Below are 13,446 nucleotides of genomic sequence, written 5' to 3'. Positions count from 1 at the left end.
AGTCTGGCCGTGCCGCCTCCCCCGGGGCGCACGGCCTTTTTTTGTGCCCTGGCTCGTTGCATGCAAAAAGCCGCGTGGAGGGCCACGCGGCTTTTTGGTTGGGCTGAATTTTTGGAAGACTGCCCCGCCCCTCCCATCCGGGAGAGGCAAGGGAACGCCTCACGCCATCGCGAACTGGTCGTCGAAGGAGTAGCCGGAGCCGCGCACCGTGCGGATCGGGTCCTTGACGCGGCCGCGATTGACCGCCTTGCGCAGCCGACCGATATGCACGTCGACCGTGCGCTCGTCGACATAGACGTCGCGGCCCCAGACGCCGTCGAGCAGCTGCTCGCGGGAAAACACGCGGCCCGGGCTCTTCATCAGATATTCGAGCAGGCGGAACTCGGTCGGGCCGAGATGCAGCTCGCGGCCGGAGCGGCGGACGCGATGCGTCTCGCGGTCGAGCTCGATGTCGCCGGCGCGCAGCAACGAGGCGATTACCTCCGGCTTCGAGCGGCGCAGGATGGCGCGCACGCGGGCCATCAGTTCCGGCACGGAGAACGGCTTGACGACATAGTCGTCGGCGCCGGTGGCAAGGCCCCGGATGCGTTCCTGTTCCTCGCCGCGCGCCGTCAGCATGATCACCGGCAGGGTGCGGGTGGCGTCGCGCGCCCGCAGGCGGCGGCACAGCTCGATGCCGGAAATGCCCGGCAGCATCCAGTCGAGCAGCAGCAGGTCGGGTACGGTTTCGAGCAGGCGCATCTCGGCGTCGTCGCCGCGCGGCACCACCTCGACGGCATAGCCCTCGGCTTCGAGGTTGTAGCGGAGGAGGAGGCTCAGCGCCTCCTCGTCCTCAACGATCATAACGCGTGGCGTCATTCACGGATATCCCAGTAAACCTGACGCAGGCGTCAGTTCTTCTCATACGCGACGGCGGTCGTGCTGGATTCGTCCTGCTTGGGACGATCCTCGGCCAGGACCTGGCCGGTGACGACATAATAGACCGTCTCGGCGATATTGGTCGCATGGTCGCCGATGCGCTCGATGTTCTTGGCGCAGAACAGGAGATGCGTGCAGAAGGTGATGTTGCGCGGATCTTCCATCATGTAGGTCAGCAGCTCGCGGAAGAGCGACGTGTACATGGCGTCGATTTCTTCGTCGCGCTTCCAGACCTGGTAGGCTTGGTCGACGTCGCGGGTCGCGTAGGAATCCAGCACGTCCTTGAGCTGCGCCAGCGACAGCTGCGCCATGTGCTCGACGCCGGTGTTGAAACGCTTGGACTGGATGTGGCCGTCCAGCGCAATGACGCGCTTGGCGATGTTCTTGGCTAGGTCGCCGATGCGCTCGAGATCGCTGGCGATACGCTGCGCGGCGATGACTTCGCGCAGGTCCATCGCCATGGGCTGGCGCCGGGCGATGATCATGATGGCGCGCTCTTCGCATTCGCGCTGCAGCACGTCGAGCTTCTTGTCGTCCGCGATGACGGTGCGGGCGGTCGCGGCATCGACGCGCATCAGCGCGCCGACCGCGACGTCGACGAGACGCTCGGCCATGCCGCCCATCTCGGCGATGCGGCGGGCGACGTCGTTCAGTTCTTCGTCGTACTTGGAAACGATGTGTTCGGACATGTCGTGCTCCTACCCGTGGCCCGGCTTAGCCGAAGCGACCGGTGATGTAGTCCTGCGTGCGCTTGTCGCTCGGGGCGGTGAAGATCTTCGTGGTCTCGTCGAACTCGATCAGCTCGCCGAGATACATGAAGGCCGTGTAGTCCGAGACGCGGGCGGCCTGCTGCATGTTGTGGGTGACGATGGCGATCGTGTAGTCGGTCGTCAGTTCGTCGATCAGTTCCTCGATCTTGGCGGTCGAGATCGGATCGAGCGCCGAGCAGGGCTCGTCGAACAGCACGACTTCCGGCCGCACCGCGATGGTGCGGGCGATGCAGAGGCGCTGCTGCTGGCCGCCGGAGAGGCTGAGACCGCTGGTGTGCAGCTTGTCCTTGACCTCGTTCCAGAGCGCGCCGCGCGTCAGCGCCGCCTCGACCCGGCCGTCCATCTCGGAGCGCGAGATGTTTTCATAGAGGCGGATGCCGAAGGCGATGTTGTCGTAGATCGACATCGGGAATGGCGTCGGCTTCTGGAACACCATGCCGACGCGGGCGCGCAGCATGTTGCGGTCCTGGTCGGGGTCGAGCACGTTCTTGCCGTCGAAGATCACCTCGCCCTCGGCCCGCTGGCGCGGATAGAGGTCGTACATCCGGTTCAGCACGCGCAGCAGGGTCGACTTGCCGCAACCCGACGGGCCGATGAAAGCGGTGACCTTCTTCTCGAACAGCGGCAGGTTGATGGTCTTCAGCGCGAGGTTGTCGCCGTAGAAGAACTTCAGATTGCGGATCGAGATCTTCTCGGCCATGCCGGCCGTGTTCATCGCGGACTGGGTCATTTTTGAGCCTTGGGGCTGAGGAAGGCGCGAGCGACGATGTTGAGCGCCAGCACGGTAAAGGTGATGAGCAGGGCACCGGTCCAGGCCAGCTTCTGCCAATCCGGATAGGGCGACAGGGCGAACTGGAAGATCGTCACCGGCAGCGACGACATCGGCGCGTTCAGGTTGGTGCTCCAGAACTGGTTGTTCAGCGCGGTGAAGAGCAGCGGGGCGGTCTCGCCGCTGACGCGGGCGATCGCCAGCAGCACGCCGGTGACGATGCCCGACATCGCGGCCTTGTAGGCGACGTGGCGGATCATGATCGAGCGCGGCAGGCCGAGCGAGGCGGCAGCCTCGCGAAGCTGGTTCGGCACCAGGTTGAGCATGTCCTCCGTCGTGCGGACGACGACCGGAATGACCAGGATGGCGAGCGCCGCCATGCCGGCGAAGGCCGAGAAGTGCCCCATCCGGACGACGACCACCTCATAGACGAACAGGCCGATGACGATCGAAGGCGCCGCCAGCAGGATGTCGTTGATGAAGCGCACAACCATCGTCAGCTTGTTGTTGCGGCCGTATTCCGACATGTAGGTGCCGGCCAGGATGCCGATCGGCGTGCCGATGATCACGCCGCCGAAGGTCATGACCAGGCTGCCCATTATGGCGTTCAGAAGACCACCGGCCGAGCCCGGCGGCGGCGTCATTTCGGTGAAGACCGCCAGCGAGAGACCGCTGAAGCCCTGATAGAGCAGCGCGCCGAGGATCAGCACCAGCCAGGCCAGGCCGAAGATGGTGGCGCCGACGGAGAGCGTCAGCAGGATCTTGTTGCCGCGACGGCGGCGGCGGTAGATCGCCTGGGCGGCGGGCGTCGAGGCGGCGGAAAGGCCGCCGGAGCCGATTGTGCCGAGATTGCTTGCCATGATCGGGCGCCTCAATTGCCGGCTTTGACGTTCATGCGCATCAGCAGCAGACGCGCCGCGGCGAGAACGATGAAGGTGATGACGAAGAGGATCAGGCCGAGCGCGATCAGCGACGAGGTGTAGAGATCGCCGACGGCTTCCGTGAATTCGTTGGCGATCGAGGCCGAGATGGTCGTGCCGGGCGACAGGATCGAGGCGGAGATCTTGTGGGCGTTGCCGATCACGAAGGTGACGGCCATGGTTTCGCCGAGTGCGCGGCCAAGGCCCAGCATGACGCCGCCGATGACGCCGACGCGGGTATAGGGCAGCACCACCTTGGTCACGACTTCCGAGGTCGTGCAGCCGAGGCCGTAGGTTGCTTCCTTCAGGACCGGCGGCACCGTGTCGAACACGTCGCGGGTGATCGAGGTGATGAAGGGCAGCACCATGATGGCCAGGATGAAGCCGGCGGTCAGGATGCCGATGCCGTAGGGCGGGCCGGCGAAGAGATTGTTCAGCACGGGGATCGGCGCGAAGATGTCGATCAGGAAGGGCTGGATCGTCGTCTGGAAGAATGGGGCGAAAACGAACAGGCCCCAGATGCCGTAGATGATCGAGGGAATGCCGGCGAGCAGTTCGATGGCGACGCCGATCGGACGCTTCAGCCAGGGCGGGCACAGCTCGGTCAGGAAGATGGCGATGCCGATGCCGACGGGAACGGCGATCAGGAGCGCGATGAAGGAGGTGATGACCGTACCGTAGATGGGCGCCAGCGCGCCGAACTTCTCGGTGACGGGATTCCAGGACTGGCTCGTGATGAAGCCGAAGCCGAAGGTCGAGAGCGCCGGGATCGAGCCGTGCACCAGCGAGACGATGACGCCGCCCAGCAGCACCAGAACCATCAGCGCGGCGCTCAGGGTCAACGCCCGGAAGGTGGCATCCCCGGCCTTGAACCGTCTCATGCGTTTCAGCTTGGCACTATCCATGCCGGCGCTGATCGCGCCTGTCATCGCAGCATCGACCATGTTGTTTTCCCGGTTCCGCATTGGGAGCCAATATTGTGAAGGAAGAAAGAGGGGCAGCGCGCCCCTCTTTCCGTCTGATCGAGCCTAGTTGGCAGCGAAGACCGGCTTGCCGTCGGCGCCAAGGATTTCCTTGGCCCAGGTCGCCTTGATGTTGGCGACGACCGAGTCGGGCAGCGGGATGTAGTGCAGCTCTTCGGCTGCAGCGTCGCCCTTGTCGTAGGCCCAGCTGAAGAACTTCAGGGCTTCGGCGACGTCGGCGGCGTTGTCGGGCTTGGCGTGGACCAGGATGAAGGTCGCGGCGGTGATCGGCCAGGAGGTCGCGCCGGGCTCGTTCGTCAGGATGACGTAGTAGCCCGGAGCATTGGCCCAATCGACGTTGGCGGCGGCGGCGGCGAAGTTAGCCGCTTCCGGAGCCACGATCTGGCCGTCCTTATTGACGAGCTTGGTGTAGGACATGCCGTTCTGGGCAGCGAAGGCATACTCGACGTAGCCGATCGAACCCTGGGTCTGGCCGACATTGGCGGCGACGCCCTCATTGCCCTTGGCGCCGAGGCCGACCGGCCATTCGACGGCCGAAGCGGCGCCGACTTCGTCAGCCCAGGCCTTGGAGGACTGCGACAGGTAGGTCGTGAACACGAAGCTGGTGCCCGAACCGTCCGAGCGGCGCACGACGGCGATCGCCATGTCCGGCAGGTTGACGTTGGCGTTGAGCTTCTTGATCGCCTCGTCGTTCCACTTGGTGATCTTGCCCTGGAAGATGTCGGCCAGCGTCTGGCCGTCGAGGGTCACTTCACCGGGCTTCAGGCCGGGGACGTTGATGATCGGAACCACGCCGCCGATGACGGTCGGGAACTGGACCAGGCCGGCCTTGGCCAGCTCTTCCGGCTTCAGCGGCGCATCGGACGCGCCGAAGGTCACCGTCTTGGCCTTGATCTGCTTGATACCGCCGCCGGAACCGATCGACTGGTAGTTCATGCCGACGCCGGTTTCCTTCTTATAGGTGTCCGCCCACTTGGCGTAGACCGGATAAGGGAAGGTCGCGCCGGCGCCGGAAATGTCCGCTGCCTGGGCCGAACCGAAGCCGATGGTGGCGGCGAAAAGGCCGGCCGCGAGTGCGAATTTCTTGAATGTCACCTGACGTCTCCCTGACGGGGTTCCGGAACTTGCGAGTTGCTTGCCCCGACGACTTGCGACCGGGACGCGAGCGGACCCTAGTCACCACAGGTAATGGTTCTATGACGGTATCATCACTCTTTTATGACAGTCTAAATATATGAAACATCACGACTTTTCCCTTCAGCAGGCAATGAAGCCCCGGAGAAGGCGACGTTGAATGCGACAGTGAAGCTCGACCCCTCGCCTGGGCGGCTCTCGATCAGCAGGCGGGCGCGGTGGCGGTTGAGGATGTGCTTGACGATGGCGAGGCCAAGGCCGGTGCCGCGCTGGGCGTGACTCGCCTGGATGTCGGCGCGGTAGAATCGCTCGGTGAGGCGCGGCAGGTGCTCGGCCGGGATGCCGGCGCCGAAATCGCGCACCGTGACCACCGGCCCGCCGCGTCCGCCGGGCGGCGGCGTCGCCGTCACCTGCACGCGCTGGCCGAGCTTTCCATACTTGCAGCCATTCTCGATCAGGTTCTGGAAGACCTGCACCAGCTCGTCGCGGTCGCCCGGCACCACCAGCGGCGTCTCCGGCAGCTCCGTCTCGATGGTGACGCCGAGATCGCGCGCCAGCGGCTCCAGCGCATCGACCACGCCGCGAATGACACCGGTCAGGTCGACTGGCGCCTCGGGGCGCATATGCGCCTTCATCTCGATGCGCGACAGCGACAGGAGATCGTCGATCAGCCGGCTCATGCGCGTCGCCTGGTCGTGCATGATGCCGAGGAAGCGCTGGCGCGCCACGGCGTCGTCCTTGGCCGGGCCCTGCATCGTCTCGATGAAGCCGGAGAGCGAGGCGAGCGGCGTGCGCAGTTCATGGCTGGCATTGGCGACGAAATCGACGCGGATCTTCTCGCTCACCCGCTGCTCCGTCAGGTCGGAGAAGATCAGGATGATGAAGCCGGAACGGTCGCTGGCGCCGCCGGCCGGCTCCAGCGCCGAGAACCAGGCCAGATACCAGCGCTCGGTCGCGCCGCGCTCGAGAAACTGCACCTTCTCCGCCGCGCCGCCGGCGGCGACGCGGTCGAAGGCGCCGACGAAATCGGGATTGCGCAGCCGGAAGGTCAGGGGATCGCCCGGCCGGATCGGGAAGGTCGCCTCGGCGCGGCTGTTGGCATAGCGCACGACGCCGCGCCGATCGAGGATGACGCAGGGATCGGGCAGCGCGTCGGCCATGCGCTTGATGCCGGTCTCGGGCCAGATCGACGGCGGCGGGCGGCTGCTGAGCCGGACCGGCAGTTCGTCCGGCCCGCGCAGGAAGAGCGCGAAGAAGCCGATCGTGGCGGCCAGAACCAGGCCGGCGGCGACCGCGCTCACCTGGTCGATCAGCACGAGAAACAGGAGCAGCGCCGCCATCGTCAGGAAAAACGGCCGCGCCTCGACCAGCCGGGCCATCGCCCCGCGCTTCGCGGCCTCCTGCGCCTCGTCCTCGACGATCCGGTCCCTGTCGCTCATTCCGTTTCCGCTTCCCAAGATGGCGCTCCCCAAGCGGGAGATCCGCCATGACTATGCCGGCTCATCATCGCATGTCGTACAGGACAAGCAGATGACAGCATGGCAGTGTCGTCCTCCAAACGGCTCCTATGTAAGAGATCGGGATCGACATGGCGAATTCAGACAAGAAGAAGTCCAAATCCGACAATCTGAAAGCGGAAGCGGGCAAGTCCGACGAGCCGAAGACCGGCAAGGACGCCGGCAAGAGCGACGAAGGCAAGAACGGCAACGGCAAAAACGGCGACGCCAAGAAGAACGGCAAGAATGGCGACAAGGGCAAGCCGGAAGAGGGCAAGGCCGCCGCGCCGCTGCCCAAGCAGCTGGAGCCCAGCGTCGACTCCCCGCCGATCGAGACCAAGCTCGGCAGCTTCGACCTCGACGATCCCGTCCTGCCGGCCTGGGTCGAGGAGGCAGCGTTCCGTTCGGGCGGCTATCCCTATGACAAGTCGATGAAATCCGACAAATACGAGGAGGAACTGACCGCGCTGCAGATCGAGCTGGTCAAGCTGCAGCATCACGTCATCGAAAAGGGCCTCAAGGTGGTGATGCTGTTCGAGGGCCGCGACGCCGCCGGCAAGGGCGGCGCCATCTTCGCGCTGCGCCAGTATCTCAATCCGCGCAACGCACGCGACGTCGCCCTGCCCAAGCCCTCCGATACCGAGCGCGGCCAGTGGTATTTCCAGCGCTATATCGAGCAATTGCCGACCGCCGGCGAGATCGTCACCTTCGACCGCTCCTGGTACAACCGCGCCGGCGTCGAGACGGTGATGGGCTTTTGCACGCCGGACGAGCGCAAGGTGTTCCTCAGCCAGGCGCCGCTGCTCGAGGCCGGGCTGATCGATGCCGGCACGATCCTGTTCAAGTTCTGGCTCGATATCGGCCAGGAGATGCAGCTGAAGCGCTTCCACGAGCGCCGGCATAACCCGCTGAAGATCTGGAAGCTGTCGCCGATGGACTATGCGGCGCTCGGCAAATGGAAGGACTATTCCAAGGCCCGCGACTCGATGCTGGAATCGACCCACACCGACAAGTCGCCCTGGATCATCGCGCTCGCCAACGACAAGCGCCGCGCCCGCCTCAACATCATCCGCTACGTGCTGAGCAAGATCGACTATCCCGGCCGCGACAAGAACGTGGTGCGCGAGCCGGATCCGCTGATCCTCGGAGCCGGTCCGCGCTTCCTGAAGAAGGGTTGAAACATGCGGCTCCTTCGGGATTCAGCCCCTGAAGGAGCCGCGCGCTTGCCGAAGTTTCGCCTTCAGGCGGTGCTATCAACCGTTCGTTCACCCTTTTCCGGTCATTCCCGAGCGTTATGAGCCAACTCCAAACGGTCCTGCGCCGCTCCGTCGCGCACCTCGCCCCATCGGACCACGACGGTCGGGAGCGCATGTTCACCAGCGCGCGCGAAGCGATGATCCGGCTTCTGTGGTCCTATGACCCGCCGCTGACGCCGAGCGAGATCGACAGCAAGATCGACGAGTTCGACGGCGTCGTCGCGTCGATCCTCAGCGAACACCGGAACGCGGACGGCGATGCGCCCGAGGGCGACGAGGCCGAGGACGAACCGTCCAGCCTGGTCACACCCGAGCCGGGCGTGCTGGCCAAGCCGGAAGCCCTGCCCTTTTCCACCGCGCTGGCGCTGCCGCCGCGCGAACCCGCGCGCAAGCTGGCGCGCTTCGAGCCGCTGTCGCAGATCGGCTCGCCCACGCCGACCCGCAGCGACGGCGAGAACAGCGCGGGCACCGCGCCGCGCGCCGACGCCGCCCTGTTCGCCGCCCTTGCCGCGCTCGACGGCACGGTTTCCGACAAGCCGGCCGGCCGACGCGACAGCGCCATTCTCTCCAAGTCGACCCAGGCAGCCCCCGCGGCCGCGCCCGGCGTGACGCAGGGCTGGCGCCCGGAAGAAGAGCCCGACTCGGCGGATGAGGAAGCGTCGCGCCCCTGGGACAAGCCGGCCGAGGACGAGCCCGCCCCGGACGACCGGCCTTCCGAAGCGGATGAGACGGAAGACCTTCCCGACGACGAGGCCGCAGACGACGCGGATTCCGACGAGGCCGAGCTTCTGGACGAGCAAGAGCCCCTCGACGACGACGCACCGGACGACGAGCCCGACGAGGATGACCCGGATGACGACGATTCCGGCCCGGAATCGGCCGAGGACATCCTGCGCCGCCACCGCGAGCGCTTCGACGTTCGCGCCGCCTCCCGCGCCCAGCCGCTCCCGGCTTTGGAAGACGAGGTCGAAGAGGACCGCGACGAAGAACCCTTCGACACGGATGCGCAGGACGAAGACCCGCTCGACGAAGACGAGCCCCGCCGCGGCCTTGGCGACAGGCTGCGCGATTTCGCCGGCGCGATCAGCGGCCGGATGATCGGCATCATCGCCGGCGTCATCCTGCTGCTCGTCGCGGGCCTTGGCGGCGCCGCCTTCCTGCTGTCGCGCGGCCCGACGCCGACCGCGACCGCCACGCAGACCGAGCCTTCGGCCCCTGCCCCGGCGCAGTCCGCGCCGCCGACCGATATTGCCGGCGTCATCGCCGCCGCCCCCCCCGAAGAGGCCCCCACCCCCGCGGCGCCTGCGACGCCGGCGCCGGTGGCGGAGATCCCGGCCGGCGCGCTGGCGCTCGAGACGCTCAACCTGTTCGACGGCCGCGATCCCAGCGTGTTCCAGTCGCTGCCGGACAATCCGGTCCGCTTCGAGGGCGACACGCAGGGCGGCTTCGCGCGCGTTTCCTCCTCGATCCATTCGACGGGATCGCGGATTACCGTCGGACGCGGCGTCTATGAACGCCTGGCCGGCCGCACCATCCGCATCGTCGTCGTGGCGCGCGCCGCCGCAACCAGCCCGACCCACTCGCTCCGCTTCGCCTATCAGAACGGCCGCAGCCTCAGTCCGTGGAAGGACGGCGAGCTGGGCAAGGACTACGCCCCGCTCTCGGCGACCTGGACGGTGCCGAAAGAACGCGGCGGACCCGAGACGGACGCGGTTCTGATCGAACCCGGCATCCCCGGCGACGGCACGGCCGCCGACATCAAGTCGGTGCGGATCGAAGTCCTGAAATAGGAAGCCGTTCCGCTGGATCCTCCTTCGAGGCTTCGCTGCGCGAAGCACCTCAGGATGATGGCGGAGATTGTTCAAATGTCTGTAGGGCGGCTCACCTCTCCCTGAGGGAGAGGTGGCCGGTAGAGCGCGGTTCCTAGGGCTAGGTCGTTCTGCGGCGGCAGAAACCCTATCAAACCCTCGACCATCATCCTGAGGTGCCCGGCGAAGCCGGGCCTCGAAGGAGGGTCCAGGGAGCGCCCATGATCATGACCGCCAAGCGGCCTTCGTTCCGCTGGATCCTCCTTCGAGGCTTCGCTGCGCGAAGCACCTCAGGATAATGGCCGAGATTGTCCAAGGGGTGAGAGGAACTCCACACGACGATCCGACCTCGCCGTCATCCCGGCGAAGGCCGGGATCCAGACACTCCGTCTTGCACCAGACAATTCGCCAGGATTTGCGCGGCCGTTGTTCATGGGCCCCGGCCTACGCCGGGGCGACGGACTTTCCTGCCCCCGCCATTTGCATGGGTATCTTCGAGACGTTTCCCTCACCTCTCCCGGGGAGCGGGGGGAAGGCCACCCGGCGGGGCTACCCCGCCGAATAGCCCTTTGCCACCAGGTAGGCGACGATCTCATCGGCGAGCTGTTCGCTGTCGCCCGAGGTCGTGTCGAGGTGAATGTCGGCGGCGAGCGGCGCCTCGTAGGGGCTGTCGATGCCGGTGAAGTTCTTGATCAGCCCCTCGCGCGCCTTCTTGTAGAGGCCCTTCACGTCGCGCTCCTCGGCGACCGAAAGCGGCGTGTCGACGAAGATCTCGATGAACTCGCCCTCCTCCACCAGGTCGCGCGCCAGCTGGCGCTCCGAGCGGAAGGGCGAGATGAACGAGACCAGCACGATCAACCCGGCGTCGACGAACAGTTTCGCCGTCTCGGCAACGCGGCGGATGTTTTCCACCCGGTCGGCGTCGGTGAAGCCGAGATCGCGGTTCAAGCCATGGCGGACATTGTCGCCATCCAGCAGGTAGGTGTGCCGCCCCATCAGGTGCAGCTTCTTCTCCACCAGATTGGCGATGGTCGACTTGCCCGCGCCCGAAAGGCCGGTGAACCAGAGGATGCCTGGCTTCTGGCCCTTGGCGGCACTGCGCGCCGCCTTATCGATATCGAGCGCCTGGCGATGGATGTTGGTGGCCCGGCGCAGGCCGAAGCGGATCATGCCGGCCGCGACCGTCTGGTTGGTGAAGCGGTCGATCAGGATGAAGGCGCCGGTGGCGCGATTGTCCTCGTAGGCGTCGAAGGCGATCGGCTCGGCCAGCGAGAGGTTCGCGAAGCCGATGTCGTTCAGCGCCAGCGTCTTGGCGGCGAGCGGCTTCAGCGTGTCCGCCTCGACCCGGTGCTTCAGCTCCGTCACCGCCGCGCCGACCGTGCGCGTGCCGATCTTCATCAGATAGGGTCGCCCGGGCAGCATCGGCTCCTCGGCCATCCAGATCAGATGGGCGGCGAGCTGGTCGGAAACCTCCGACCGCGCCTCGGCCGCCACGAGAACGTCGCCGCGCGAAACATCGATCTCGCGGTCGAGCGTCAGCGTCACGGCCTCGTCGGTGCCGGCGACGGCGAGGTCGCCATCATGCGTAACGATGCGCTCGATTTTCGCCACCTGGCCCGAGCGCGCCACGACCAGTTCGTCGCCCGGACGCACCGTGCCGCTGGCGATCGTGCCGGCATAGCCGCGGAAGGTCAGGTCCGGCCGGTTGACCCATTGGACGGGAAAACGGAACGGCCGGTCGATGCCGGGTTCCAGCTCGACATTTTCCAGATGCTCGATCAGCGTCGGGCCGCGATACCAGTCGGTGTTCGGGCTGAGCGCGCTGACATTGTCGCCATGGCGGGCCGACAGCGGGATCGCGACGCGGCTGGCGAAGCCATAATGGGCGGCATCCGCGTCGAAGGCGGCGACGATGGCGTCATAGACGCCGCGATCGAAGCCGACGAGGTCGATCTTGTTGATCGCCAGCACGACATGGCGGATGCCGAGCAGCGAGGCGATGGTGGCGTGGCGGCGCGTCTGGGTCAGGATCCCCTTTTCGCGCATCGATGAGCAGCACCGCGAGATCGGCCGTCGAGGCGCCGGTCGCCATGTTGCGGGTATATTGCTCGTGACCGGGCGTATCGGCGACGATGAACTTGCGCTTGTCGGTGGCGAAGAAGCGATAGGCGACGTCGATCGTGATGCCCTGCTCGCGCTCGGCCTCGAGGCCGTCGACCAGCAGCGCCAGATCCATGTCGTCGCCGACGGTGCCGAACTTCTTCGAATCCTTTTCGAGCGTGACCAGCTGGTCCTCGAACAGCTTCTTGGTGTCGAACAGCAGCCGGCCGATCAGGGTCGACTTGCCGTCGTCGACGCTGCCGCAGGTCAGGAAGCGCAAAATGCCCTTGTCGTCCGACGCGGCGAGGAAGCTGGCGCCGTCATCGGGAGCGACGGCATGGGCGGAAAAGATCTCGGCCATTAGAAATATCCCTCGCGCTTCTTCTTCTCCATCGAGCCGGATTCGTCATGGTCGATCAGCCGACCCTGGCGCTCGGACGTGGTGGCGAGGAACATTTCGCGGACGATTTCGGGCAGGGTGTCGGCGTCGGATTCGACCGCCGCCGTCAGCGGATAGCAGCCGAGCGTGCGGAAGCGGACGCGGCGGTTCTGCGGGACTTCGCCGGGTAGGAGCCGCATCCGGCTGTCATCCACCATGATCAGCTGGCCATTGCGCTCGACCACCGGCCGCTCGGCCGAGAGGTAGAGCGGCACGATCGGGATCTCCTCGGCGAGGATGTATTGCCAGATGTCGAGCTCGGTCCAGTTCGACAGCGGGAAGACGCGGATCGTCTCGCCGGGCTGGATGCGGGTGTTGTAGAGCGACCAGAGCTCGGGCCGCTGGTTCTTCGGGTCCCAGCCGTGATTGGCCGAGCGGAAGGAGAAGATGCGCTCCTTGGCGCGGCTCTTCTCCTCGTCGCGGCGGGCGCCGCCAAAGGCCGCGTCATAGCCGCCGGCGTCGAGCGCCTGCTTCAGCGCCTCGGTCTTCATCACCTGGGTATAGTTGGACGAGCCGTGATCGAACGGATTTATCCCGGCCGCCTTGCCCTGCTGGTTGGTATGGACGCGAAGCTCCAGCCCCAGCCGCTTCACCGTCTCGTCGCGAAACGCGATCATCTCGCGGAACTTCCACGTCGTATCGACATGCAGCAGCGCGAAGGGCGGCTTGGCCGGATAGAAGGCCTTCATCGCCAGATGCAGCATGACCGACGAATCCTTGCCGATCGAATAGAGCATCACGGGATTTTCGAAATTCGCCACGACCTCGCGCATGATGAAGATCGCCTCGGCTTCGAGGCGGCGAAGATGCGACGGGGCATGCGGCGATGGGGGGCGTGGCGACATCGGGGAAC

10 protein-coding genes and 1 pseudogene are annotated in these 13,446 nt (G+C 65.9%); 2 read left to right on the top strand and 9 right to left on the bottom strand.

Annotated features, from left to right (window positions below; translation table 11 throughout):
- Positions 1 to 159: 159 nt before the first annotated feature.
- From phoB to ACHMWQ_RS06935, 7 genes are all read right to left on the bottom strand, one after another.
- Positions 160 to 858, bottom strand: coding sequence for a phosphate regulon transcriptional regulator PhoB (gene phoB / locus ACHMWQ_RS06965; RefSeq protein ID WP_266330722.1), 699 nt, complete (start codon positions 856 to 858; stop codon positions 160 to 162).
- 32 nt (positions 859 to 890) lie between these two features.
- A complete protein-coding gene (gene phoU / locus ACHMWQ_RS06960; RefSeq protein ID WP_354551845.1) occupies positions 891 to 1,607 on the bottom strand; it encodes a phosphate signaling complex protein PhoU in 717 nt (238 codons plus the stop codon).
- 25 nt (positions 1,608 to 1,632) lie between these two features.
- On the bottom strand, positions 1,633 to 2,418 hold the full coding sequence (gene pstB, locus ACHMWQ_RS06955) for a phosphate ABC transporter ATP-binding protein PstB (protein ID WP_354551843.1): 786 nt from the start codon (positions 2,416 to 2,418) through the stop codon (positions 1,633 to 1,635).
- Complete coding sequence (pstA, locus tag ACHMWQ_RS06950) at positions 2,415 to 3,317, bottom strand: phosphate ABC transporter permease PstA (RefSeq protein ID WP_266330719.1); 903 nt, start codon at positions 3,315 to 3,317, stop codon at positions 2,415 to 2,417. The genes pstB and pstA overlap by 4 nt, the downstream gene beginning before the upstream one ends.
- A gap of 11 nt (positions 3,318 to 3,328) precedes the next feature.
- Entirely contained in the window at positions 3,329 to 4,321 is a 993-nt protein-coding gene (gene pstC, locus ACHMWQ_RS06945) for a phosphate ABC transporter permease subunit PstC (RefSeq protein WP_396306873.1), read from the bottom strand.
- Positions 4,322 to 4,405: 84 nt separating this feature from the next.
- Entirely contained in the window at positions 4,406 to 5,455 is a 1,050-nt protein-coding gene (gene pstS / locus ACHMWQ_RS06940) for a phosphate ABC transporter substrate-binding protein PstS (protein ID WP_354551842.1), read from the bottom strand.
- A gap of 131 nt (positions 5,456 to 5,586) precedes the next feature.
- A complete protein-coding gene (locus ACHMWQ_RS06935; protein WP_396306872.1) occupies positions 5,587 to 6,933 on the bottom strand; it encodes an ATP-binding protein in 1,347 nt (448 codons plus the stop codon).
- A 347-nt stretch (positions 6,934 to 7,280) separates the two neighbouring features.
- On the opposite strand from ACHMWQ_RS06935, the gene ppk2 reads away from it, so the two are divergent.
- Positions 7,281 to 8,168: a polyphosphate kinase 2 gene (gene ppk2, locus ACHMWQ_RS06930; RefSeq protein WP_396309408.1), complete on the top strand. Its 888-nt coding sequence runs from the start codon at positions 7,281 to 7,283 to the stop codon at positions 8,166 to 8,168.
- Positions 8,169 to 8,284: 116 nt separating this feature from the next.
- Positions 8,285 to 10,036 carry a hypothetical protein gene (locus tag ACHMWQ_RS06925; RefSeq protein WP_396306871.1) on the top strand — a complete coding sequence of 584 codons (1,752 nt, stop codon included), beginning with the start codon at positions 8,285 to 8,287 and terminating at the stop codon, positions 10,034 to 10,036.
- Positions 10,037 to 10,603: 567 nt separating this feature from the next.
- Here ACHMWQ_RS06925 and cysN read toward each other — a convergent pair.
- Both cysN and cysD read right to left on the bottom strand, forming a co-directional pair.
- Positions 10,604 to 12,515 (bottom strand): annotated as a pseudogene (gene cysN, locus ACHMWQ_RS06920) (sulfate adenylyltransferase subunit CysN).
- Positions 12,515 to 13,438 (bottom strand): sulfate adenylyltransferase subunit CysD, encoded by a 924-nt coding sequence (gene cysD, locus ACHMWQ_RS06915; RefSeq protein WP_396306870.1) that lies wholly within the window; start codon positions 13,436 to 13,438, stop codon positions 12,515 to 12,517. Before cysD ends, cysN begins: the two are co-directional and overlap by 1 nt.
- Positions 13,439 to 13,446: the final 8 nt, after the last annotated feature.

Origin of the sequence: Kaistia sp. UC242_56 (assembly GCF_044452255.1) — a bacterium.
Classification (GTDB): Bacteria; Pseudomonadota; Alphaproteobacteria; order Rhizobiales; family Kaistiaceae; genus Kaistia; species Kaistia defluvii_A.
Note: the sequence above shows the minus strand (reverse complement) of the source record. Positions and strands in the feature narration are given on the sequence as shown.